Genomic DNA, 23990 nt, shown 5'->3' with positions numbered 1-23990 from the left:
TTTTCACCACTTCAGTTCTATTTTAGTAACATTCAGTAAATTCAGTTTGCTTATTTGCGTTAGCCCTTATATAGTTATTTTAGGCAAGATTATTGGTTGGCAAAAACAGTTCAGTTAACTGTCTGCGGCGTATCTTCTCTTCTCATTGTTCGGGAAACATTTTGAAAGCAGGTGTATTAATGAACAATCGATTTGACGGTGTATACTCCAGCCTCCAGGAAATATTGAAAAATACTGTTGGCCGCCAGGTAAAAGTCTTTGATAATCTGCAGGAAAATGACGATACAAGAATTTTAGAACAGTTTGAACTAAACAAAAATGATAACAGCCGTTCACTGCAAGTGGCACTGCGTTTCAATGACTCTTCTAGTCGCACTTTCAATAGGGTAGTAGCAGTCACTATCGACTGGGGTTATTTGCAAAAACGTACTAAGCCATTGATTTGGCTGTATGAAGATAAAAAACAGGGTTATTTTTATAAAATTTTATTTGATGTGAAGCATTAATTCGCTCAGAAAAGGCGTGTTTACATAACAAAAGATCCTGGACTAAGTCCAGGATCTTTTGTTATGTAACTGTTGATCAAAACAGAAATGGCGCAGCTCACCCCTAGACTCTCTTTAGGTGGCAGGGATTACTACATCGTGTGTAATCCAATCCGGTTGCCCTCACTGTCTTCAAAATAAGCGCAAAAACCGTATTCCCCGATACTCGTCTTAGGGATAAGCTCTTTGCCTTTGTTCACAACTACCTTGTTCAGTGTGCCGGTGATGTCAGCCACAGAAAAGTACACTATCGTGCCAGCATAGGACGGCACAAAGTGTTCCTCCTTCACCAGCGCCCCGCCAATTCCAGCAACACCCATTTCCATCGGAAACATCGCCATCTGCCTCGGTCCCATGTCGACAATAGTTAGTTTTAGGTTAAACACCGCTTCATAGAAAGTTTTGCCTCTTTCCATATCCACCACAGGAATTTCGAACCAAATTACCGGATTCATTGTCTCAGCCATTTTTCGTCACACTCCTAATATTATTGTAGAAGGAATATATCATTAGTTTACCGAAATATGTTAGAAATACTAGCATAAGGAAGAATGATGATGTTTTGTTGGTGAAAGCTCGAGCCGATATAATGGATGATTTTGAGTCTATATACCGGGCCTATTACCTAGTTGCAGATGCCCGGCATACCAGAGTGGCCATTGCTGTCTGGTTAATTCCCGTTCTCCTCTTTGCATATTCGGATTATCTCCTTTTTGGTTATAGCAGTAAATTTGTGCTTTCATTAGCAATACGACTAGTATTTTTCGTATTTTCTCTTTATACTATTTACGCTCTGTTTAAAGTTTCCACTGGCCGGGAGTATGATTACATTTTCCTACGCTGGGCTATGTTTGCTACTGCCGTTGTATTATTCATTAACTATAGCTGGGCTCCCTATGTCCCTCCAAACGGATCAATCACCATGTTGATTCTGTTCAGTGCCTATATGGTGTTTCCCAATAGATTCTGCATAAGAGTTGTACCTCCCCTCATTCTATCTATCGGTACGCTGACTCTGCACTGGAGGTTCTCTGAATCAGTCAGCCTACATTCCCTTCATATCATGCTGGCAGCATTTGTTATGGCCAACGTCCTAGGTGTTATTTTTTCATCTTCACTGGAAAAACACCGACGCACTGAATTTAAGGCGCGTTTAGATGAGACTCGGGCCAAAGAGGAATTGAATAGGTTGGCATCAATTGATCATCTTACCGGGATATTAAACCGGCGAAAACTAGTACATCTCACAACCAAGGAATTTGAGAGATTTAGAAGTAGTGGTCAATCGTTTTCTGTCCTGATGATTGACATTGATTACTTTAAAAAACTAAATGACAGCTATGGGCATGCCGTAGGAGATATGATTTTGCGCGAATTTGCAGCCTATGTGGCGAATAGCCTTTATGAAAAAAACATCTGGGGTCGATTAGGTGGCGATGAATTTGTTCTGGTATTACTCAACCTCCCGAGTGAACAATCAAAACAGATTGCCGAAAGACTTAGGCTTGGCGTTAATAGAAATCCTATCATATATCACGGTAAAACGATCACCTTCAGCATCAGTATTGGCATTGCCGAAGCGAGGGATCAGGATTCGTCCTTTGAGAGCGTACTAAAGAGGGCAGACGAAGCCCTATATCATGCCAAGCGGAATGGACGAGGACGGATTGAAGTGCTGTAGGGTGAACTTCTGACAAACGACGAAGCATTGGAGATAGGCGCATTAACGGGCGCCAGCTATAGGTGAAGGGTATAATAAATTGGCAGCAGTAGACACTAAAACAGGCTGCCTTGTGTTGGAATAGAAAGAGATAACAAAAAAATCATAGGGATGCCTATGATTTTTTTTGTTTGATGTAAAAGAAAAAACTAGGTATCAAAAAGACAAAAGAAGAAAAGGAGACTCGATGATAACAGGAACGATAATAGAAACAGGATGGAACTTAGACAACAGTTATGCCCGTCTGCCAGAAACGTTTTTTAGCAGCTTCAACCCAACCCCTGTACGTTCACCGAAGTTGATCATTCTTAATTATCCCTTGGCAACATCCCTGGGGTTGAATGTCCAGGCACTGCAAAGCAAAGATGGCGTAGCGGTGCTTGCTGGCAACCGGATTCCTGAAGGCGCTTTGCCGCTTGCTCAAGCTTATGCGGGGCATCAATTTGGGCATTTTACGATGTTAGGGGACGGCCGAGCTTTGCTCATAGGCGAGCAGATCACTCCCCTAGGTGAACGGTTTGATATTCAGCTCAAGGGTGCAGGTAAAACGCCATACTCCCGTCGGGGCGATGGTCGAGCCGCACTTGGACCGATGCTGCGCGAATACATCATCAGCGAAGCAATGCATGCGCTTGGTATTGCTACCACCCGCAGCCTAGCGGTGGTGATAACCGGTGAGTCAGTAATCCGCGAAACCAACCAGCCGGGTGCAATTCTGACTCGCGTGGCTACCAGTCATCTGCGCGTCGGCACTTTTCAGTACGTTTCAACATGGGGCACTATCGAGGATCTCCGGGTCCTGGCTGACTATACACTAAAGCGCCATTTTCCAGACATTGAAGCTGACGAGAGTCGATATCTTTCGCTACTTCAGGAAGTGATCAAGCATCAGGCCGTGCTGATTGCCAAATGGCAACTGGTTGGCTTTATCCACGGGGTGATGAACACCGACAACATGACCCTTAGTGGAGAAACTATTGATTATGGTCCTTGCGCCTTTATGGATGCCTATGACCCGGCAACAGTCTTTAGTTCCATCGACACTCAAGGCCGCTATGCCTATAGCAATCAGCCGCTTATTGCCGGGTGGAATCTCGCGCGATTTGCTGAAACCCTATTGCCGCTGCTGCATGTCGATCAGGAGCAGGCTGTCAAACTGGCCCAGGATGCGATTTCAAATTTCACTGAGTTATATCACTGTAATTGGCTCGCGGGAATGAGAGCAAAACTTGGGATATTTAACGAAGAGGCACAGGATGAATCTCTTATTGAAGGCCTCCTCAGTATGATGCAGAAGTATCGTGCGGACTATACCAATACTTTCCGCGCATTAACTTTTGATACGCCAGAGGACACGGTCCTGTTTGGTACCACAGAATTTGCTCAGTGGCATGAGCTGTGGCAGGCGAGACTAGGCAGGCCGCAGGAACCGAAAGCCTCCTCGCATCAATTGATGCGGAACTGCAATCCGGCGCTAATCCCTCGCAACCACCGGGTAGAAGCCGCATTAGAAGCCGCAGTGAAAGAAGGAGACTATTGTGTGATGGAACGGCTTCTTGATGTTCTTTCAAGCCCTTACGCGCACTCGCCCGAACAGGCTGATTACTCCACACTGCCTGCATTATCAACCAGTCCTTACCGAACCTTTTGCGGTACCTGATATAGAAGCATTAGGGATGGTCTTTCTATTTTTCGCAATCAAGTTTTGTCATGGTTTACTATTAGTACAGATAATGCTGCCCCTTAACTTTGGGTAGCATTATTTTTTTACCCTTCTATCAAAACACATGCTGAGTGTAGCGTTAATAGTGCGGAAGTAGCCTTTCCCTTTTACTGAAAGTAACTATAGAATATTTATGGTTTAGATAGTCACTTAATTTGCCTTGTAGAATATTATGTTAATAAAGGAGGTGATGCTTTTGAGTGAAGAAGATCAGAGGCAGCACTATTATGTCGAGCCCGTTTGCCAAAACACAGAGCACAATCATGCGTTTATCACTATCGCGGATGTAGCTCGCGATCACCAACATGGTATTTTAGGAACAACTGGTCCGGCACTTTATTCAGGACATAGTCACGTTCATTGTATTCACGTTCTAACTACTTCCGATCCAAAAGGCGGACCAGTTCATTGGCACGTAGTTGATGTGGTGACAGGGCCAGCTATTGAAGTGGCTGGTGATGAGCACACACATCAATTTTGCGGGGAAACAAGCTTAGTTCTTGGGCATACACATTGCTTTAACAGTACGACGGACACTGCGCCAGACAAAAAGAAATGTGACTGCGATCATAAAGACTGTGACTGCGACCACAAAGACTGTGATCACGATCATAAGGACTGTAAGCGCGAAGATGAGTAATGGAAAAGCGAGGCCGCTGAAAATAAGGCCCGACGGTAAAGCGAGATACTTTTGGCCCGATTAGCAACAGGGAATAGATTTATGAAGTCAAGACAAGCGACAGTACGGCAGCTTGTCTTGACTTTTTTCAAAATGCAATAGATTGCTATAATTACAAAACGGTAGCGAATGCCACCGTTTAAATAAAGAACTAGGGAAGACTGTCAATTACTTCAACAACATTAGATAATTTGTCTTTTAAATTTTGATCGGGTCGATGGGTTAAACTATCAACTGCTTTTTGTTCTTTCGTTTCTTCAGCGGAAGACTTCTGTCCCAATTTCTCCAATTTATATCACCTCCTGTTTGGAGTAGGGTTCCATTAAGAAATATAAAATATTCGAGTGAAGCGAATAGCTATTCATCTACGATGTGGAGAAATTTTACCACAATGTCCTGATACTCACTTTTTCTATCGATAGCAGCCCTGCCGTGCTTTATGTTAGGGAATGTGTGTAATTCTCGATAGCCGTTTGTTGCCTCGTACAGTTCGCGGCTCATTTCTACAGGCACAATCACATCTGCCTCACTATGAAGATAGAGTATAGGAGTAGTCACATTCGTTAAATTTTTAATTGGTGATACTTCTTCGTATAAGAAATCAGACTGGAAATAGGATACTAGACTGGCGCATTTTACAAGGATATGTATCCATAACGGGTACTGAGATTGTGTATAAGTTATTATTTTTTGAGTGATTAACTTTGTCAGATCACTATAGGGACTATCGGCAATGTAAAATTTTACACGTTTCGACGGTTCATTCAGTGCTGTATGCATGAGCGCAGTTGCGGCACCCATTGATACCCCATGCACGCCTATGGTGCTCTGCGGGTTTCTTTCTAAAAGCCAATCTATCCATTGGTCAAGATCATACTTTTCATAGTAACCCCAGGTTGTACAAGCGCCACTGCTTGCCCCGTGGCTGCGTGAGTCGTAAATTAAAAGATTATAACCTTCGTTCAAATACATTTCCACATAATGCATTCCCATGGCTTGTGTGGCTGATATGCCATGAAGGAATATTATTGTCTTATTCGATGGTCTTGGGTTTAGTATAAATGTGCCTATAAGTTCATAGCCAAACCGAGATTGTAGTCTAATTGGCTGCCATCCCTGATCTTGCAGGCCATACTTAAGTCTGGATTGCAGGTTCTTATAATGTAAAAACTCGATTCTTGTATTTAACAAACAAAATTCGGTATGAAAAATCAGTCCTCCTAAGAGAAATAGTAAGCTTGAGATAAGGAGAACCAAGAAGATAAGACCTATAGCAGTAGTTGTGTAGACTTTGCGTTTATGTATTTGCAATGGAGTATCCATCCGTGGTACCTCTGACTTAAACAGGATGCTGTTGCTAGTAGCACTAATATGTGTAGTTACGACATAGAGTTGGAAGTTCAGCAATGCAATCTGTACCATAGGATTCCAAATGGAGTATCAAATATTACAGAAACAGCAAAAAAGACAGCGAACATAATCGCTGCCCTAACAGGAACTTTATTTTTCTAGCTCTCTCTAGTTTGGCAGGAGTTTTGAGTTTCCTGTGGTAAATGACTTATTGATTATCAATAGAATTTTATTGAAAAACAAAGAATTTTGGAATTAAGATGTAACAAAGAAACAATAATGAAGCCGAAGGGTAATGATATATGTCTTCAGATAAAGTGATTAAAACTTCGGTGCGGAGTTTGGTTGAGTTTGTGCTCCGGTCAGGGGATTTGTCCGCAGCCTTTACCGGTAGTTCACGGATGGTCGACGGAAGCAGAATCCATCGTCATATTCAAAAATCACAGGGATCAGAGTATGAACCGGAGATAAGTTTATCTATCGTTGTTGAGCGACCTGATGTAAAAATACAGATCAGCGGTCGTGCCGACGGCGTAATTACGGCAAAAGATGAAGCCGGCATGGTGCAGGTAACAATTGATGAGATCAAGTCAGTAACCGAAGAGCTTGAGGCCATTGAGGAAGGTCATAATCTGCTGCACTGGGCGCAGGCTAAGTGCTACGCCTATATTTATGCCGTACAGCATGGCCTTAAGCAAGTCAGTGTGCAAATTTCTTACTGCCAGGTTACTACTTTAGAAATCAAAGCTTTTAAACAAAGATACTCTATTTTAGAACTGTCAGATTTTTTTAACTGCTTGATTACTGAGTACGCTATGTGGGCCAACCGGCTTGGGGAATGGATCAATGAACGGAATAACTCTGCACAACTATTACAATTTCCCTTTTCCGCATTTCGCCATGGCCAGCGGCAGCTGGCTGTTGCGGTATATAAGACACTGAGTATGGGGCTTAAACTGTTTGCTCAAGCACCAACCGGCACAGGTAAGACAATGGCAACTGTTTTTCCTGCCGTTAAGGCCCTGGGTATGGGGCATGTGGAAAAAATATTTTTTCTCACAGCTAAGACAGTAACTCGCCAACTAGCCGAAGAAGCTTTTGATCGGCTGCGGCAAGCTGGTTTGAAATGTAAAACGCTGACATTAACGGCAAAAGAAAAAACCTGTTTTGTGCCTGGGGCGGCATGTACGCCGGAGGAGTGTCCCTATGCTCAAGGCTATTATGACCGAATTAATTTGGCTCTAAATGACTGTTGGCGGCTGGAAGCCTTTACGCGTGAGGCGATTGAACAGTGCGCCAGGGAACATAGAATTTGTCCATTTGAGTTGTCCCTGGAGTTAGCCTTTTGGACCGATGCAGTCATCTGTGACTATAACTATGTATTTGACCCCCGGGTGTATCTAAAGCAGTTCTTTCATGAAAATGATGCACAATATTGCTTTCTTATCGACGAGGCTCATAATCTTGTTGACCGCGCTCGGGACATGTTTTCAGCCGAAATAACTAAGCAGAGTTTTCTTGATATAAAGAAAAGTGTTAATGACCAGCTCCCACAGCTTGCTAAAGCTGCTGGCAAGATAAACACGTTTTTACTGAAGACCGGAAAGTCGTGTGTCGAAAAACCGGCAGTGGGAGAATTCGACTACTTTATCCGAGAACAATCGCTGACCGACATTTTGCCACTGTTAAGAAAATTTATGGATTTGGCCGAAAAATGGCTGGCCAAAAATCAACAGGCAGATTTCCGCGAAGAACTAATGGATATTTATTTCAAAGTCAACGCTTACCTGCGGACTTCCGAGATGTACGATGAACGGTATGTGACATATGTTGAGAAAATAGACAAAGATATAAAACTAAAGCTTTTTTGCGTTAACCCCTCCGAGTTATTGAAGCAGGCTGTCAAACGAGGGCGAGCGGCCATCTATTTCTCGGCTACATTAACTCCCCTCAATTACTTTTTAGAGATATTAGGCGGTGAGGAAGGGGATGGTAAAATTGTAGTTCCTTCTCCGTTTACCCACAATAATTTGGCCCTCTTAGTCGCCGATAATATTAGTACTACTTATAAAACACGGGAAAAGACATACGACCTTATTGTTGAAAGTACAACAGCTGCAATCAAAGCAAGAGCCGGGAACTACTTGGTATTTTTGCCTTCCTATCGCTATATGGAGGAAGTGTATCAGCGATTTTCGTTGAAAAACCCATTAATTAGAGTCGTACGTCAAATCGGAGAGATGACAGAAGAAGAACGTGCCGAATTTTTGTGCCAGTTTTCCGGTGATAATGTCGAGACACTTGTGGGCTTCGCTGTCCTTGGAGGAGTATTTGGTGAAGGAATTGATTTAACCGGTGAGCGGCTCATTGGAGCCATTATTGTTGGTGTAGGGTTACCGAAAGTATGCTTAGAGCGTGAGATTATCAGACAGTGGTTTGATAAAAATAACCGCCAGGGGTATGAGTACGCTTATGTCTATCCGGGAATGAACAAGGTCTTACAAGCAGCAGGGCGTGTAATTCGAACCGAACAGGATCGGGGGCTGGTTCTCCTAATTGACGAAAGACTATCGCAATCAAGGTATCGGAGGCTATTCCCACCAGAATGGCATGGTGCAGTAAGTGCTAAAAATGTTCACAGTATCTATGCAAAGGCAAAAGGGTTTTGGCAAGGCTGAGACACAGAGGATCAAGTTTAAGCGTTCAAGCATTTGTAACCAAAAAATGTGGAAGAGATCAGACTCGATCCACAAGTGAAATACGAATTTTATTGTTAAGAGATAAACGAAATAAAAGCCAGAATTTCTATACGTTGAGAAATTCTGGCTTTTAGCATTTTTTTTGTTATGTCATTTTTATAAAATACTTGCAATTTTTACTTAGTAGTCATATACTAATATCAAAAGTACTTAATAGTAAAATACTAATAAGTCGGGTGATGTAATGCGAATAGGTATTTATGGTTCTTCATTCAATCCTCCAACGAATGGGCATCTCTGGTCAGGAAACACAATTGCGCAAAGAGAAGAATTAGATAAGGTTATTTTACTTCCTTCTTCATCCAAACGCACAGATAAGAATATCGAGGTAGCAGACCTTCATCGGATGGAAATGCTCAGATTAGCTGTGGCTGAAAATAGCATATTTGAGATTGATGATCACGAAATGAAGGCTATCTCAGGCAAGCAATATAGCTATTTTACTATGGAACATTTTCGGGAAAAATACCCGGACGATGAATTGTTTTTTCTGATGGGAGCAGACCTTTTAGCAGCATTGCCTAATTGGACTTATGGAGAAAAATTTATTCAATCTACTAAATTTATTGTAATTGAACGTCAAAACATTCCTATGGGTGAGATAATCGCCAAAACCCCACTGCTTCGTAAGTATCATAGGAACTTTAGCCTGATTTATAAAGGCATAGTAAATGAAATTAGTTCAAGTTACATAAGAGAAGAATTTGAAAGCGGTGCAGATCCCCGGTATTTGCTTCCTGAAGCTGTGTACTGGTATATCAAAAACAATAATGTTTACTTAAAAGGAGATTGCGTTATGAAATTAGACGAACTGGATGTTCGAAATTTAGGATAAGAAAGGAAGGATTAAAATGGCTTATAACAAAGAAATTCAACAAAGAATAATTGAGGAAGTAAAAACTCTCCCGGAGGTTAATCCGAGCCAGGAAATTTATGAGCGGGTCCAATTTTTACGGTCTTTTTTACGAGAAACCGGGCTTAATGGATTTGTCCTCGGACTATCTGGCGGGCAAGATTCGACGCTGTCGGGCAGACTAGCGCAAACAGCCGTAAGTTTGGAGGGGAAAAGATTTGTTGCTATGAAGCTTCCTTACGGAGTGCAGAAAGATGCAGAAGACGTTGAGCTCGCTATTGATTTTATTAAACCGGACAATGTGTTTAACCTTAATATCAAACCTATCGTAGATGCTTTTTGTATCGAGTATGAACGAGCTACGGGAGAACCTCTTACAGATTATCATAAGGGTAATGTAAAAGCACGGATTCGCATGGTGGCTCAATATGCGGTAGCTGGAATGCAGGAGCTTGCAGTACTGGGAACCGACCATGCTTCTGAGAATTGTACTCGTTTCTACACCAAATTCGGAGATGGAGCCGCCGACATTCTGCCGATCTTTGGATTAACTAAATTTCAAGGTGCAGAATTGCTTAAAACTCTGGATTCTCCCGAACGATTTTATCAAAAAACTCCTTCCCCTGACCTTTTGGATAATACACCTTGTAGACCTGATGAAGATGAGCTTGGGTTCACTTACCAAGATATTGAGAACTTTCTTACCGGAAAAGAAGTCTGCGATGAAGTATTTGATAAGATTTATGCCTTTTATTTAAAGGGCGATCACAAGACAAAACCACCGATAACAATCTACGACAGTATAAAACAGGGGTGAAATTATGATCGAACAAAAAGAATTTCTTAAAGACTACGATGACAGTAAATATAAAAAACCGTCTACAACTGTGGATATGATAATCCTAACAGCTGTAGACGTCGAAATCAAAGCTCGGTCAGTTCCAGATAAAGTGTTGCGAGTTCTTCTTATTAAACGTAAGGGAGACCCCCTTGTTGTTGATGTAACCGACCCATATAAAGCTAAATGGGCTTTGCCAGGGGGATTTGTTAATTACTTTGAAGATCTTGATAAAGCGGCAATCCGGGAGTTGGAAGAAGAAACTAACGTTTCTGATGTTTACATGGAACAGCTTTATACTTGGGGCAAGGTTTACCGTGACCTTCGCCGAAGGGTTATCAGCACCTCATATATGGCGCTTGTAGATAGTTCTAAACTAAACGTTAAAGCCGGAGATGATGCTGAAGATGCCTGTTGGTTTGATGTAAAAGCCACACTTCTTGAAGAAATAAAAACTCAAACCCAAACAGGTTATATTCGCAAAAGAACTTATGAGCTTTCCTTGGTCAATGGCGAGCATGAAATCAAAGATACTGTAATTGTTACTAAGGTGATGGAAGGAAGAAATTCTAAAATCGGCCTTGAATATTTGGATAATCCTTCAGGGCTTGCTTTCGATCACGCAACGGTTATCTTTTATGCTCTTGAGCGATTAAAAAACAAAGTAGAATATACCGATATTGCTTTTTCTCTTATGCCGGAATTGTTTACTTTAACGGAACTAAAGAAGCTTTACGAAGTTATCACCGGGAAAGCCATTTATAGCAGAAATTTCCGGGATAAAATGGAGAAACAGAAAAAAATGGTCATAGAGACAGATGAATGGGAATCCGGAAAGCCTTATAAGCCTGCTAGACTGTTCCGTTTCAATCCCGATTGGGTAGAAGATTAGTAAAGCGAGGTGTATTCATTGAAGGTAGGCATTATGCTCAATCGCTCTAAAGGACTCAAAACCTCTGCGATAGAGACTGTCATAACGCATATCGAGAGACAGGGAAGTAGCGTCGAGATACTGGATTTAAATAATCCCCTCCCGGAATTAGATGTAGTTCTTTCTTTCGGGGGAGATGGAACCGTATTAGGTACAGCCAGATATGTAGGGGAAATTCCTATCTTCGGGATTAACACTGGACATTTAGGTTTCTTAACCGGAATGGAATATAACCTTCCCAAAGTCATTGAGGCGCTTTCTCTAATTTTAAATAGTCAATTTACCATAGATAAACGAAAACGCTTAGAGGCACGAGTATATCGACACAAGAGAAATGTAGCGCAGTGCACCGCTCTAAACGACATAGTAGTCAAAGGAGCTATAGCTAAGCTAGTAAGACTTAGAACTCATATCGGCGGGGATTATGTAGGGAACTTTCCAGCAGACGGAATTATCATAAGCACAGCTACCGGAAGTACCGGGTATTCCATATCAGCCGGGGGTGCAATTATTCCTCCCGACCTTGGAATCAACGTAATCACTCCTATCTGTTCTCATTTACTTAACGTAAGGTCGATGATAGCCTGTGACAACAAAGAAATCAAAATCGTAGTCGAATCGTATCATAAGGAACTTCTTCTTTCGGCAGATGGTCAAGTGGATATTGAGTTGGAAACTGATGATTGTATCGTCATTAATAAAGCTTCCACGATGACTAATTTGATTCGGCTTAACAATGAAACCTTCTATCAACTTCTATCACGAAAGATGAAATGGGATAAAGATAAAAAAGAGCGGAGTGACTTAACATGAGCATATTCAATAACAAACGATTACCCGAAGAATTATTTATGATTGATGCAGAACGAATTCGCCAGGGGTGGTACTCTGATAAATATTTTTGTAATAACGTAGAATTACTCGAAAAACTAGCTGCTGAGAAGTATCAATTCCAAGGAGAAAGTGATCTTAAAGAGCTAGATTGCTCAGTAATTTATACCGGGAACATGGAAGTTGAAATACAATTCTTTACTCGCCGCCGCCCCTTTAGTGTAGTTGCCGGGGTTGATGAAGCACTAGCAATTCTGAAACAATGTACCGGATATTATACCGAAAATGGCGAATTTGTAAATACATATGATGAACTTGAGGTCGAAGCTGTACAAGATGGTACGTATGTTACCTATGATGGAGATCCCAAGAAGGTAGTTCCTGTCATTAAAGTGCGTGGCAACCATCGTTACTTCGCAAAATTAGAAACAGTTATGCTAGGAGCGATGGCTGAACCTACAAGAATTGCTACCAATGTATTTAATACTTTAGTAGCGGCTCGAGACAAAGAAGTCCTGTTTTTTCCGGCACGGTTCACTCCATATAAAATCCAGGCGTTACATGGTTACGCTTATTCGTTAGGGATTGATGCTTATAATAAAAAATATGGCACGAAAAATGGTACTTTTGTATCTACCGATAGTGGCGCTGCATATTGGTCGGGTAGTGGAGTTGGCACTATTTCACACTCTACTATTGCAAGCTTTTGCGGAGATACCGCAGAGGCAATGTTTCAATTTGCCAGACTCTTACATCCCGCAATAAACCGCATTGCCTTAGTAGATTTCCATAATGACTGTGTTGGTGAATCAAAAAAAGTTATGAAAAGGCTATGGGATAAATATTTTGAACTTTACCAGCAAGGGAACTTAGAAGAAGCTGCACAATATAAATTATTCGGAGTGCGCCCAGATACCTCCGCAAACATGAGAGATAAGTCTATCGTTCCGACCGGGAATAAAGCTCTTGATATGGGAGTATCTCCCAAGCTAGTCTGGAACATTCGGGAAGGGCTCGATAACGCCTATTTGGAATGGAATGTTCCGGCAGAGTTTCTTGACCTCGCAAAGAAATACTGTAAAGATGTTAAAATCTTCGTAACCGGGGGCTTTAACGCAAAGAAAATCAGAGAGTTCGAGGAACAAGACGTACCTGTAGATTTTTATGGTGTAGGGTCTAGTCTAATCGAAAACTCACCCGAAACTAATAACGACTTCACCGCCGACATCGTTAAAATTAAGGTCGGTAATGATTGGCACAATCTAGCTAAAATCGGTCGCTCTGCATGCAATAACCCAGAATTGGAATTTATCCGATGACCAAGTCGCTCTAAGACTCCCTCTTCTATAGGGAGTTAAGAGCGACTAAGTCCCTGGATAAGGTCGACTAAACTTCAGATGGGGTTAACCCCACCTGAAGCTAAGTCTCACTTTATTGCAAGTCCGATGAAATAATTTGAAAGGCGGTTGACTTAAATGAGAAAGCCTTGTTTTTATTCTCCTAACCGTGCCGGGGATTTATACTTACCCAGGTATGACATCATTCAAAATGAAGTACGGGAACTTCGTAAGGAATTTAAACCTGTCCCCAAGAGTGAAAAAATAGTACTCTTTTTGATTGACCCACAGGTGGGATTTTGCATTCCTGGTGCAAGTCTATATGTCGATGGGGCTGAGAAAGATATAGAACGAACTTGTGATTTTATCTACCGTAATCTGGAACTGATTGATGAAATTCGAGTGTCTCTTGATACTCATACAGTATTTCAAATACATACTCCGGGATTTTGGATTAACGATCAAAATGAAAATCCTGATCCGTTTACGATGATTACCTTGGAAAATATTAGAGAGAAAAAGTGGAGACCATATGCTGAATGGATCCCGATTGAGCTTATTGAAAGCTATCTTGAACAGCTTGAGAAAAGTGAAAAGTACATTCTGATTACATGGGAGTATCACACTCAGAAAGGTTCTGTCGATAATGCGGTGGTTCCAATGCTGTATGAAACGTTATTTTTCTACTCTTTAATGACCGGCAAGGAAATAAAATGGGTCACAAAAGGGGAAAGCCCCTGGACAGAAAATTACAGCGTATTATCGCCTGAAGTCCCGAATCTGTACTTTAAAGATGGTTCAATGAAGAGTGTTGGAAACTTCGACGAGAATTTGATGACAGATTTGATAAGTTTTGATCGAATCTACGTCGCGGGGGAAGCGTTGAGTCATTGTGTAAAAGCGACTTTGGAAGACATGCATAAAGCCATTCAAAAAGAGAAAAAGCGTATGCCTAATAATTCGCTTGGTTTTGAAGAAAGTAAAATTTATATCCTTGAAGATTGTATGTCACCAGTCCAACCAACAGAAGGCAGCCCCGATTTTCCAGCGATTGCTAAAGAAGCCTTGGAAAAATTCAAATTAACAGGAATGAGGGTTGTAAAATCCACAGATATCTTAACAAAAACTTAAACTTTTCATAACTAAACTCCTTCCTCTAAAATGTATAATAATGTAAAACGAATTATACGAGGAGGAAAATTTTTGAAAACGAAGGCATGGACATTTTTGGCGGCATCACTTTTGTACCTGGTTTCATCAATAGGTACTACCGTATTTGCCGGGAATATTAATGGTGGCAATAAGGAAATGACGCTAAAACATTTATCAAGCTATGCTACTGGTTTTTCCAATCCTGATGGTGGCGTGGCAGAAATAGTAAAGTTCAATTCCGATAATAAAAAAATGTACATAGTAAATGGTGTTACTAAAACGGTTGATATCGTAAAATTGAATTCTGATGGTACTACAGCTTTTGATGTAGCTACCGATAGAATTGACGTTAGTAAAACAATACCAGGCTTTACATTTGGCGATATCACCAGCGTTGATGTAAATACCAAGAAAAAAATAATAGCGCTCGCAGTGCAGGAGGCAGACTACACAAAACCTGGGGCAGTAGTTATTTTGGATTATAATGGAAAATTCATCAAATACATTGCTACTGGCGTTCAGCCAGATATGGTTGCCTTTACGCCTGACGGCAATTATGTTCTAACTGCTGATGAGGGAGAACCGCGGCTGGGCTACGAGCCTGGAACGGTAGATCCCAGAGGCTCGGTAACTATAATTGATTTACAAAAAGGCATAGAAAAAGCAACTGCGGCTATAGTTGGTTTTGAAAGATTCGATGCAAAGCGCGAACAGTTGATCAGCGATAAGGTTCTTTTAAAAAAAGACGTTGCTCCAGCGCTGGATTTAGAGCCGGAATATATTGCGATAAGTGCAGATAGCAAAAAAGCATATATCAGTTTGCAGGAAGCAAATTCGATAGCAGTGTTAGATATACAAAACAAGAATTTTATTACCATAAAAGGACTTGGTTTTAAAGATCATAGTATAGAGAAGAATGCTATTGATTTAGTAAAAGATAAGAAAATTGACATAAAATCACAGAATGTGTACGGAATCTATATGCCTGACGGTATTGCCATATATGAAAGCAAAGGTAAAGCCTACGTTTTAACACCGAACGAAGGCGATGGCAGGGAATGGGGCTCTTACAGTAATATTGCTACTGCCGTAATTGATGGGCAAAAAGTAGATGTCCTAAAAAACTCGGAACATGAAGGGCTGGCAGCAGATAAAAATTATACTTTTGGTGCGCGGTCTTTCTCGATTTGGCAGTCAGATACTATGAAGCTGGTATTTGATAGTGGCAGTGACTTTGAAACCATAACAGCAGAAAAGTATCCTAAGCATTTTAATGCTTCAAATAAGGATACATCCATAGACAGTCGCAGTGGTAAAAAAGGCCCAGAGCCTGAAGATATAAAGGTTGGCATTATCGGAAACCAGATGTATGCTTTTATTGGCTTAGAACGAATTGGTGGTGTAATGGCTTATAACATTACAGATCCGACCAATGCTTATTATGTTGATTATATTAATACACGTGATTTCAGTGATAAAATTGCCGGAGATGTTTCGCCAGAAGGCCTATGTTTTGTAACTGCTGCCAAGAGCCCAACCGGTAAGCCGCTGCTTTTAGCTGCTAATGAAGTTAGTGGCACGGTAGCTATCTTTGAAATGCATCAAGCCAGATGAAAAAAATAAGGAGGTAGCAGAGCATGTACAAAAAAATAGCCTATCTTGTTACTTTAGCAATTGTTATAGCATTAATAATTCCAGTGGGTGTATTTGCTGGGCCAAATCAGCCGCAAGTATTCAATCTGACAATAATTCATACAAACGATTTTCACGATTATGAACCATATGCCTTGGCAAGAAAAGCATCTATCATAAAGCAGATACGAGCCGAAAAGAAAAACATATTACTTATCGATGGTGGCGACCTTTCTATTCGTGGTCCATATCATAAGGTTTTTTACGGAGAATTGGAGATGGCTGTACTAAATGCACTAAAGTATGATGTCTGGGAACTCGGCAATAATGAGTTTAAAGCTCATCCCGATCAGGCTGTAACTGATGAAAAACTATATAATTTAATAAATCAGGCAAACTTTCCGACTCTTTGTGCCAATGTCAGGACGCAAGCGGGCGAATATTTGCCAGGTGTACAGCCTTATATAGTCAAACAGGTAGCAGACATGAAAATAGGTATTTTAGGGGTAACTTCCAATAAAGTCAAGAAGTACCCCCAAGCTTCTAACAAAATTGTGGAAGACGCCTTTACTACGGTGAAAACACTTATTCCCGAGGTGCGTAAGGCATCAGATATTCAAATAGTACTGTCACACGCGGGACTTGCGGGAGACTTACAGATTGATAAAGACCTTGCAGACAGCGGTATTTCCTTTATAATCGGCGCTGATGATCATTTTGTTATTCCGCAGCCCATATATCGTTCAGGGGGAATCCCCATCACCCAAGCAGGGGGAGAGGATAACATCTTTCTCGGCAGATTGGATTTAACTTATGAGAACAAGGATGGTAAGTGGGTTTTGAAGTCGCATAAGGGCATGCTGTATCCTATCAATGACAAAGTGCCTATGGATACAGAAATAAAGAGAATTGTGGACCGATTTTTGAGTAAAGCTAAAAGTAAGGCTGCCTAAGAAATAACTTCAGGGCGGAACAATATAGGAAGCGAATCCATTTGTGTAATTCTCCAGCTCTTTACTTAGTTTATAAAGAATAAAAAATAGGATACATTGGAAGAAGCCTGATGATTCGATTCGTCAGGTTTTCTTTCTCTCCCTAGCGAAAAGAGATATAACTATGAATTCTTTTACTCCCCAATTAAACTTATACGCCTGACAAAGCTGATATTTAAACTAGAAATTAAATAAGTTCTTGCGTATATGAGTGAAACGGAATATAATCATATTATAGGAGGGGAAATATGGACGTAGTAGAAATTTTGAAAGCTCTGGGTGATGAGACCCGTATTCGGATCTTAAACTTACTTAGGCAAGGACCTTTATGTGTCTGTGAAATGGAAGATATATTACAGATTAGTCAATCCAATGCTTCCCGTCACTTAAGTCGACTAAAAACAGCAGATATTATCATTGCTGAGAAACAGGCGCAATGGGTTTACTTTGCGATTAACACCGATCTGTTAGCGCGGCATCCCTTTGTTGGTATAGTGTTGGAGCAAGAGCTCAACACTATTGTTAAGTGTCAGCATGATCTCTCTCGCCTAAAGAAATACAAGGAGCTGGGTGGCGGGTGTGAACATATAATTAGTTTAGATGAGTAAACTAATTATAAAAACAGTATTACATTTTTTATAGTCGACTCATATAATACAATATATATTCCTGCATGGGGATATAAGAATATAAGTCCGACATAATCTAATGGATAGATAGTATAAGTGCCTAAAAAATGATAGGAGAGTGGATACTATGAAAAAAATAGTGATTTATGACCCGGCTATGTGCTGTTCTACTGGTGTATGCGGAGCAAGCGTTGATAAGGAACTTCTAAGAGTAGCAACTGTGATTGAGAATCTTAAACAAAACGGAGCAGATATAAGTCGGTTTAATCTTTCGGGTCAGCCAAATGCCTTCGTGGAAAACCAACTGATCAATGATTCTTTAAAGCAAAATGGTCCTGAAATATTGCCGATTACTCTAGTTGATGGCCAAGTAGCCAAAACTAAAGGTTATCCTACAAATGAAGAATTTACTCAATGGACTGGGCTTGATGTAAACACCAAGCCTAAAAAAAGTGGTTGCTGCTGTGATGGTGGGTGCTGTTAATATGCTGAAAGAAGGAATGCCTATGCAATCTTATAAGCTTTCCTCTATAGAACTTACCAAATATTTCTTTTTCACTGGCAAAGGCGGCGTTGGCAAAACATCTTCAGCATGTGCAACAGCGGTCAGTTTAGCCGATAGCGGCAAAAGTGTAATGCTAATAAGCACTGACCCTGCTTCGAATTTGCAGGATGTTTTTGGTGTCGAACTTGATAACAAAGGTACACCGATAGCTGAAGTGCCTAATCTTACTGTAGTTAACTTAGATCCTGTAGAAGCAGCTCGTGAATATAAAGAGAAAGTAATTGGGCCATACAAAGGGCTTCTACCTGAGGCGGTAATTGCAAGTATGGAAGAACAGTTGTCTGGGTCATGTACAGTAGAAATTGCTGCTTTTAATGAGTTTTCCCATTATCTAACAGATGAAAATATTAAAAACAAGTATGATCACGTCATATTTGATACGGCCCCTACTGGCCATACGCTTAGAATGCTTCAGCTCCCGTCAGCGTGGAGTAACTTTATCAGCGAAAATACCCATGGGGCATCTTGTTTGGGTCAGTTATCCGGATTAGAAAGCAACAAGCAGATGTATAAAAATGCTGTGGAGACCTTAGCTAACCAAAGTCTGACAACCGTTATGCTGGTTGCAAGACCGGAAAAAACTCCGCTGTTGGAAGCCAAACGGGCATCAGAAGAGTTAAAAGATCTTGGTGTTAACAATCAAACCATGATTATTAACGGAGTTCTTGAACTAGATACAACCGAGGATGAAACAGCGCTAAGTTTATATAATAAGCAGCAGCAAGCTCTTCAGGAGATGCCTGATTATCTGCATAACATTACAGCTTACTATATTCCCCTGCGTGCTTACAATGTCTATGGTGTAAAAAATATACGCAGAATGTTGACTGATAACTCCTTAGATGAAAAAGAACATGCCGCTAAAATAAACGAAGTGCACACTTTAGGTGCATTAATAGAAGATGTTTATACTACCCATAAAAAAGTCATCTTTACAATGGGGAAGGGCGGGGTCGGTAAAAGTACATTGGCGGCGGCAATAGCCGTAGGATTAGTAGAAAAAGGAGTAAAAGTACACCTTACTACGACTGACCCTGCCCATCACTTAAAGTTTATGCTTAGTAACAGTGAAAATTTAAAAGTAAGTCATATTGATGAGGCCTTAGAGCTTGAAAAGTACAAGGAAGAAGTATTGGCGAAGGCTAGAGAATCGATGGCCGATGCAGACCTGGCTTATATTGAAGAAGATTTAAGATCACCATGCACACAAGAAATAGCTGTATTCAGAGCGTTCGCCGAGATCGTTGAACAGGCAACAGATAATCAAGTTGTGGTTGTTGATACTGCACCTACCGGTCACACCTTATTACTGTTAGATGCTACTCAGAGCTATCATAAAGAAATTCAAAAAAGCCAAGGTGATATACCGGAAAGTGTAAAAAAACTTCTGCCAAGATTAAGAAATGCCGCAGAGACGGAAGTCGTAATTGTCACGCTCCCAGAAGCTACGCCAGTACATGAGGCCATGAGGCTTACTGATGATTTAGAGCGAGCCGGCATCCATTCAAAATGGTGGATCGTAAACTCAAGTCTATATCTTACTCATACGAAAAGCCCATTGTTAAAAGCTAAGTCGCAGAGTGAAATCGAATGGATAAATAAAGTCGTTGAAATATCACAGGGCAATACAGTATTAATCAAATGGCATGGTAAGGAAATCCAAGGTAAAGAACTGTTGGAGTTAATCAAGTAGGTATTTTAGTTGGTACACGGAGCTTGGACTGAGCATTAAGTTAAAGGGGGTTGCTGTATGCAATCCTCTCTTATTTTTGTTATAGTCTTTTATTGGAAGTTTTTGATTATATAGTTGCAATATAAAACTGTTTCGTGTTACAATTGTAATGGAAATATATTGAAGACAGATTTCTCTCGAAGAAACAACAAAAAGGAGATAAAGTATGGGCTGCAAGGACGAATGCCAGCAGAACACACGAATTCTTTTTACCTGTTCCGGGTGCTGTACCGAAGGCGAATTAAGTGACAAGATTGGACGCCAGCTCCGTAAAGAGGGGTATGCCAGATGCGGAACCAGTTGTTTAGCTGGGATTGGTGCGGGATACCCAAGATTTATAAACGCGGCGAGGGAAGCTAGTAAAGTAATTGTTATCGACGGTTGTGGGATGACTTGTGCCAAGAGAACTCTTGAAAAAGCTGAGCTTAAGCCAACCTCCTATGTGTTGACTTCAATGGGACTTGTCGATGGCTGCGATCAGCAAAAATTTATAGCAACTGCTTGTCAACAGATCAAGGCAGCAGCTAAGTAGAAACAGGACTATGTTGGGAGGTCATTACATTGTCAGATGAGAACAACGCCCAAGTTCTTAGGGAAGTTGTCAGGACGTGCGTAAGGAAGCTGGGACTGTTACAAAAGGCAGACGCCGCATGTTGCGGGATCACAGTCGCTCAATGCCATACTTTAATCGAAATTGGAAGAAAGAATACGTTATCTTTAAACGAATTATCAGAGTCACTTACTCTTGATAAAAGCACCATGAGTCGCACAGTCGATAACCTGGTTAATATAGGACTGGTAGAAAGGCAAAGTGATAAACAGGATCGGCGGTATACCAAAATTACCTTAACCGAAAATGGTAGTAAAATGGTTGAATTAATTAATGGCAGTATGGAAGAATATTTCGCCCGAGTGTTACGTTCGGTTCCTGAAGAAAAACAGGATGTAGTGATTGAGGCATTACCATATCTTCTCACCGCCGTAAGAGACACCGATATGAGTTTTAACATTAGTCAAGTCTGTTTTGGGAATCAAGCGATAGAAAAAGGAGGTTGTGATTGTGAGTGAAACAATTAGAGAGGTAGTACGTAAGAAATATGCCAACGCTATTACTGCAAAAAAGGGGTGTTGTGGAGGGGCTGGTTCAAGGACTTCTTGTTGTGATACAAGTCTCAGCAAAGCAACACAGATGATTACCGGAAATTTGTACTCAGAAACTGAGGTTCAGGGACTTTCCACAGATCTAGTTGCAACCTCATTTGGTTGCGGCAATCCTACTGCACTGGCTGAACTCTACGCTGGGGAGGTAGTATTAGATTTGGGCAGCGGTGCAGGGCTGGATGTATTGCTCTCAGCTAAGAGGGTGGGCCCTTATGGGAAAGCATATGGATTGGATATGACAGATGAAATGTTGGAAGAAGCCAGACAAAACCAACAAAAATCAGGAATTTCGAACGCTGAGTTCTTAAAAGGCCACATCGAGGACATACCATTACCAGATAACTCGGTCGACGTAATTATCTCAAACTGTGTCATCAATCTATCTTTTGATAAAGATCAGGTTCTGCAAGAATGCTTCCGGGTCTTGAAGTCAGGCGGCCGGTTTGCCGTATCCGATATTGTCTTAAAAAAGGCTATACCCTCAAAATTACAGCAGGATCTTATTGCCTGGGCAGGCTGTATAGCAGGGGCTCTTAGTGATGCTGAATACCAAGGCAAGCTGCAGGCGGCCGGATTTAAAAACGTCGAAATCCAGGTAACGCGGGTCTATGACTTTGCTGATTTACACTCCGAATTGTTTTCGCAGTTATCTAAGGAAGAGTTAACGCAACTGCAAGGTGCGGTGGTGAGCGCGTTTATTCGAGCTCGTAAGCCTAGCATAACCGCTTGTAAAGGTGTGGACTACCAAATACGCGAAGCAACCGCCGCCGATTTATCCAAAGTAAGTCAGTTGATTGTGAGTGCCGGTCTTCCAACAGCCGGTGTCGAATCTAGCATTAATAACTTCTTGGTTGCTTCGAACAAGGGAAATGAACTGCTAGCGGTTATCGGGATGGAACGGTCAGGTTCCTACGGACTTCTTCGCTCGCTGGCCGTAGCCTCCAGCTCCCGAAAGCAAGGCATTGCTGCTCAACTGGTAACTACTGCACTCAGTAAGGCTAGGTCTAGCGGTATCAAAGAAGTATATCTATTAACCGAAACGGCGGAAAAGTATCTGAAGCAATTTGGTTTTAATAAGGTTTCACGCGCTGAAGTTCCAGCCTCACTACTCAACGATTCTGCATTAAATTCTATCTGCCCAGCCTGCAGTACATGCATGAGGTTAGAGACTAAATAGTTGCGTTTTAAACATTTTGGAGGTGAAGCCAGTGAAAAAGCAATTGGGTCCGTCTGATACATTTTTTCCAACTCCGATTACATTGGTTGCTAGCGGAACCCTGGAAAAACCCAATATTATCACGATAGCGTGGGTGGGGATGGTATGCTCTGAGCCGCCGACTATAGCAGTATCAATGACCAACAAACGACACTCTACGGAGAGCATTCGCAATCAAGGAGAGTTTACGGTTAATATTCCGGGAACTAGTAAGGTGGCTGAGGTTGACTACTGCGGTATTGTCAGTGGACGACGTAATGATAAATTTAAAGAGACACATTTTACTCCTGCCCCAGGTTTAAAAGTTGGTGCCCCGATTATTCAGGAATGTGCCTATAATCTTGAGTGCAAGGTAGTGAATGAATTACAAATAGGGGAGTTTATTGTATTTCTGGGACAAATTGTAGAGACCCATATCGACAACAATTGTGTTGATGATACTGGAAGAATAATATTAGGAAAAGTAAACCCTCTGGTATACGCCGCTGGTTTACGCGAGTATTGGAATCTTGGAGAGAAAGTGGGCACAGCATTTAATGTGGGGAGGCAGTTGAGGGTAACAGACGGGGAGTGATGAGCGATAATGTTGAAGGGCTCAGTCATACGGGAGCTGCCCAGGGTATAGGCAAAGCAATTGCTTATAAGCTCGCCCAAGCTAGGAGCTGTTGATTATCGTAGCCGACGTATATGAAAGAGCAGACCTACCATTCTAGGAATATCCTGGGGCGGTAGGTCTTGTGGAATGGAGGAACTGTGTTTATGCGTATTAATAAAGAGGAGTCCTTGGTACTGCTGATTGATGTCCAGGAGAAACTATACCCTCACATGGAAAATAAAGAGGCGTTAAGTCAAAAAATCATTACTCTACTTAAAGGGATAACAGCCTTGGGAGTGCCTCTAGTGGCAGCTAGGCAGTATCCGCAAGGGCTGGGAGATATTATTGATGAACTTCGGACTCATATTAACGCCTGTTATGATAAAATTACTTTTAGCTGTTGTGGTAATGATAACCTTAGCGCCAAGCTTCGCGAGTCCGGCTGCAAATATGTTATTATAACTGGCATTGAAGCGCATATTTGTGTCCTACAGACAGTCATTGATTTGAAGGCGTTAGGTTATCTCCCGATAGTAGTTACGGATGCAATTAGTTCTCGCAGACACCATGAATATGAGATTGCCTTGCGGCGTATGGAATATGAAGGTGCTATTCTTACGACAGTAGAGTCAATCTTATTTGAGCTATGTCGTGAGGCTGGAACTGAAGTATTTAGAACGATTTCACGGCTAGTAAAGTAGGGAGTGGCATGAATTGGGTAAATGCATGATTGTTTTGCCTCCAATTTGC

At 41.4% G+C, this 23990-nt stretch carries 24 protein-coding genes; 21 read left to right on the top strand and 3 right to left on the bottom strand.

Annotation, left to right across the window (positions count from 1 at the left end):
• The first annotated feature begins 161 nt into the window (after positions 1-161).
• Positions 162-506: a hypothetical protein gene (locus tag B9A22_RS04225; protein WP_176215395.1), complete on the top strand. Its 345-nt coding sequence runs from the start codon at positions 162-164 to the stop codon at positions 504-506.
• A gap of 131 nt (positions 507-637) precedes the next feature.
• Here the strand turns inward: B9A22_RS04225 and B9A22_RS04220 are convergent, their stop codons facing one another.
• Entirely contained in the window at positions 638-1012 is a 375-nt protein-coding gene (locus B9A22_RS04220; RefSeq protein ID WP_139796161.1) for a VOC family protein, read from the bottom strand.
• Between the two features lie 122 nt (positions 1013-1134).
• On the opposite strand from B9A22_RS04220, the gene B9A22_RS04215 reads away from it, so the two are divergent.
• The 3 genes from B9A22_RS04215 (at position 1135) to B9A22_RS04205 (ending at position 4628) form a co-directional block, all read left to right on the top strand.
• Positions 1135-2226 (top strand): GGDEF domain-containing protein, encoded by a 1092-nt coding sequence (locus tag B9A22_RS04215; protein ID WP_139796160.1) that lies wholly within the window; start codon positions 1135-1137, stop codon positions 2224-2226.
• A gap of 166 nt (positions 2227-2392) precedes the next feature.
• Positions 2393-3925, top strand: a complete 1533-nt coding sequence (locus B9A22_RS04210) for a protein adenylyltransferase SelO (protein ID WP_245823786.1) — start codon at positions 2393-2395, stop codon at positions 3923-3925.
• 259 nt (positions 3926-4184) lie between these two features.
• The gene (locus tag B9A22_RS04205; protein WP_176215394.1) at positions 4185-4628 is read left to right on the top strand and encodes a YmaF family protein; all 444 of its coding nucleotides are present in this window, start codon (positions 4185-4187) and stop codon (positions 4626-4628) included.
• Between the two features lie 190 nt (positions 4629-4818).
• On the opposite strand, the gene B9A22_RS25255 is transcribed toward B9A22_RS04205, so the two are convergent.
• Both B9A22_RS25255 and B9A22_RS04200 read right to left on the bottom strand, forming a co-directional pair.
• Entirely contained in the window at positions 4819-4956 is a 138-nt protein-coding gene (locus B9A22_RS25255; RefSeq protein ID WP_176215393.1) for a hypothetical protein, read from the bottom strand.
• A gap of 68 nt (positions 4957-5024) precedes the next feature.
• Entirely contained in the window at positions 5025-5990 is a 966-nt protein-coding gene (locus B9A22_RS04200) for an alpha/beta hydrolase (RefSeq protein ID WP_176215392.1), read from the bottom strand.
• A gap of 344 nt (positions 5991-6334) precedes the next feature.
• Here B9A22_RS04200 and B9A22_RS04195 point away from each other — a divergent pair, with 344 nt between their 5' ends.
• From B9A22_RS04195 to B9A22_RS04115, 17 genes are all read left to right on the top strand, one after another.
• The gene (locus B9A22_RS04195) at positions 6335-8695 is read left to right on the top strand and encodes an ATP-dependent DNA helicase (RefSeq protein ID WP_176215391.1); all 2361 of its coding nucleotides are present in this window, start codon (positions 6335-6337) and stop codon (positions 8693-8695) included.
• A gap of 265 nt (positions 8696-8960) precedes the next feature.
• Positions 8961-9611 carry a nicotinate (nicotinamide) nucleotide adenylyltransferase gene (gene nadD / locus B9A22_RS04190; RefSeq protein ID WP_084574464.1) on the top strand — a complete coding sequence of 217 codons (651 nt, stop codon included), beginning with the start codon at positions 8961-8963 and terminating at the stop codon, positions 9609-9611.
• A 16-nt stretch (positions 9612-9627) separates the two neighbouring features.
• Positions 9628-10446, top strand: coding sequence for an ammonia-dependent NAD(+) synthetase (gene nadE, locus B9A22_RS04185; RefSeq protein ID WP_084574463.1), 819 nt, complete (start codon positions 9628-9630; stop codon positions 10444-10446).
• A gap of 4 nt (positions 10447-10450) precedes the next feature.
• Positions 10451-11359, top strand: a complete 909-nt coding sequence (locus tag B9A22_RS04180) for an NUDIX hydrolase (RefSeq protein WP_084574462.1) — start codon at positions 10451-10453, stop codon at positions 11357-11359.
• Positions 11360-11377: 18 nt separating this feature from the next.
• Positions 11378-12211 (top strand): NAD(+)/NADH kinase, encoded by an 834-nt coding sequence (locus B9A22_RS04175; RefSeq protein ID WP_084574461.1) that lies wholly within the window; start codon positions 11378-11380, stop codon positions 12209-12211.
• Complete coding sequence (locus tag B9A22_RS04170) at positions 12208-13548, top strand: nicotinate phosphoribosyltransferase (RefSeq protein ID WP_084574460.1); 1341 nt, start codon at positions 12208-12210, stop codon at positions 13546-13548. The genes B9A22_RS04175 and B9A22_RS04170 overlap by 4 nt, the downstream gene beginning before the upstream one ends.
• Positions 13549-13704: 156 nt before the next feature.
• Entirely contained in the window at positions 13705-14697 is a 993-nt protein-coding gene (locus B9A22_RS04165) for a cysteine hydrolase family protein (RefSeq protein WP_084574459.1), read from the top strand.
• Between the two features lie 72 nt (positions 14698-14769).
• Positions 14770-16332 carry a choice-of-anchor I family protein gene (locus tag B9A22_RS04160; RefSeq protein ID WP_084574458.1) on the top strand — a complete coding sequence of 521 codons (1563 nt, stop codon included), beginning with the start codon at positions 14770-14772 and terminating at the stop codon, positions 16330-16332.
• A 23-nt stretch (positions 16333-16355) separates the two neighbouring features.
• The gene (locus B9A22_RS04155; protein WP_084574457.1) at positions 16356-17303 is read left to right on the top strand and encodes a bifunctional metallophosphatase/5'-nucleotidase; all 948 of its coding nucleotides are present in this window, start codon (positions 16356-16358) and stop codon (positions 17301-17303) included.
• 287 nt (positions 17304-17590) lie between these two features.
• Positions 17591-17950 carry an ArsR/SmtB family transcription factor gene (locus B9A22_RS04150; protein WP_084574456.1) on the top strand — a complete coding sequence of 120 codons (360 nt, stop codon included), beginning with the start codon at positions 17591-17593 and terminating at the stop codon, positions 17948-17950.
• Positions 17951-18098: 148 nt separating this feature from the next.
• Entirely contained in the window at positions 18099-18455 is a 357-nt protein-coding gene (gene arsD / locus B9A22_RS04145; protein ID WP_084574455.1) for an arsenite efflux transporter metallochaperone ArsD, read from the top strand.
• 22 nt (positions 18456-18477) lie between these two features.
• The gene (arsA, locus tag B9A22_RS04140; protein WP_084574655.1) at positions 18478-20229 is read left to right on the top strand and encodes an arsenical pump-driving ATPase; all 1752 of its coding nucleotides are present in this window, start codon (positions 18478-18480) and stop codon (positions 20227-20229) included.
• 205 nt (positions 20230-20434) lie between these two features.
• Positions 20435-20800 carry a putative zinc-binding protein gene (locus B9A22_RS04135; protein ID WP_084574454.1) on the top strand — a complete coding sequence of 122 codons (366 nt, stop codon included), beginning with the start codon at positions 20435-20437 and terminating at the stop codon, positions 20798-20800.
• A gap of 29 nt (positions 20801-20829) precedes the next feature.
• On the top strand, positions 20830-21336 hold the full coding sequence (locus B9A22_RS04130; protein ID WP_084574453.1) for a MarR family winged helix-turn-helix transcriptional regulator: 507 nt from the start codon (positions 20830-20832) through the stop codon (positions 21334-21336).
• Complete coding sequence (gene arsN2, locus B9A22_RS04125) at positions 21329-22606, top strand: arsenic resistance N-acetyltransferase ArsN2 (RefSeq protein ID WP_084574452.1); 1278 nt, start codon at positions 21329-21331, stop codon at positions 22604-22606. The genes B9A22_RS04130 and arsN2 overlap by 8 nt, the downstream gene beginning before the upstream one ends.
• A 31-nt stretch (positions 22607-22637) precedes the next feature.
• On the top strand, positions 22638-23219 hold the full coding sequence (locus B9A22_RS04120; protein ID WP_176215390.1) for a flavin reductase family protein: 582 nt from the start codon (positions 22638-22640) through the stop codon (positions 23217-23219).
• Positions 23220-23404: 185 nt separating this feature from the next.
• Entirely contained in the window at positions 23405-23941 is a 537-nt protein-coding gene (locus tag B9A22_RS04115; protein WP_084574450.1) for an isochorismatase family protein, read from the top strand.
• The last annotated feature ends 49 nt before the right edge of the window (positions 23942-23990 follow it).

The sequence above is a fragment of the Sporomusa malonica genome (assembly GCF_900176355.1).
In the GTDB taxonomy this organism is placed as follows: domain Bacteria; phylum Bacillota; class Negativicutes; order Sporomusales; family Sporomusaceae; genus Sporomusa; species Sporomusa malonica.
Note: the sequence above shows the minus strand (reverse complement) of the source record. Positions and strands in the feature narration are given on the sequence as shown.

Coding starts and splice junctions, on each gene's coding strand:
- B9A22_RS04220 (WP_139796161.1), bottom strand. CDS start 1,012: ATGGCTGAGACAATGAATCCGGTAATTTGGTTCGAAATTCCTGTGGTG.
- B9A22_RS04215 (WP_139796160.1), top strand. CDS start 1,135: ATGGATGATTTTGAGTCTATATACCGGGCCTATTACCTAGTTGCAGAT.
- B9A22_RS04200 (WP_176215392.1), bottom strand. CDS start 5,990: ATGGATACTCCATTGCAAATACATAAACGCAAAGTCTACACAACTACT.
- nadD (WP_084574464.1), top strand. CDS start 8,961: ATGCGAATAGGTATTTATGGTTCTTCATTCAATCCTCCAACGAATGGG.
- nadE (WP_084574463.1), top strand. CDS start 9,628: ATGGCTTATAACAAAGAAATTCAACAAAGAATAATTGAGGAAGTAAAA.
- B9A22_RS04180 (WP_084574462.1), top strand. CDS start 10,451: ATGATCGAACAAAAAGAATTTCTTAAAGACTACGATGACAGTAAATAT.
- B9A22_RS04170 (WP_084574460.1), top strand. CDS start 12,208: ATGAGCATATTCAATAACAAACGATTACCCGAAGAATTATTTATGATT.
- B9A22_RS04165 (WP_084574459.1), top strand. CDS start 13,705: ATGAGAAAGCCTTGTTTTTATTCTCCTAACCGTGCCGGGGATTTATAC.
- B9A22_RS04155 (WP_084574457.1), top strand. CDS start 16,356: ATGTACAAAAAAATAGCCTATCTTGTTACTTTAGCAATTGTTATAGCA.
- B9A22_RS04150 (WP_084574456.1), top strand. CDS start 17,591: ATGGACGTAGTAGAAATTTTGAAAGCTCTGGGTGATGAGACCCGTATT.
- arsD (WP_084574455.1), top strand. CDS start 18,099: ATGAAAAAAATAGTGATTTATGACCCGGCTATGTGCTGTTCTACTGGT.
- arsA (WP_084574655.1), top strand. CDS start 18,478: ATGCAATCTTATAAGCTTTCCTCTATAGAACTTACCAAATATTTCTTT.
- B9A22_RS04135 (WP_084574454.1), top strand. CDS start 20,435: ATGGGCTGCAAGGACGAATGCCAGCAGAACACACGAATTCTTTTTACC.
- B9A22_RS04115 (WP_084574450.1), top strand. CDS start 23,405: ATGCGTATTAATAAAGAGGAGTCCTTGGTACTGCTGATTGATGTCCAG.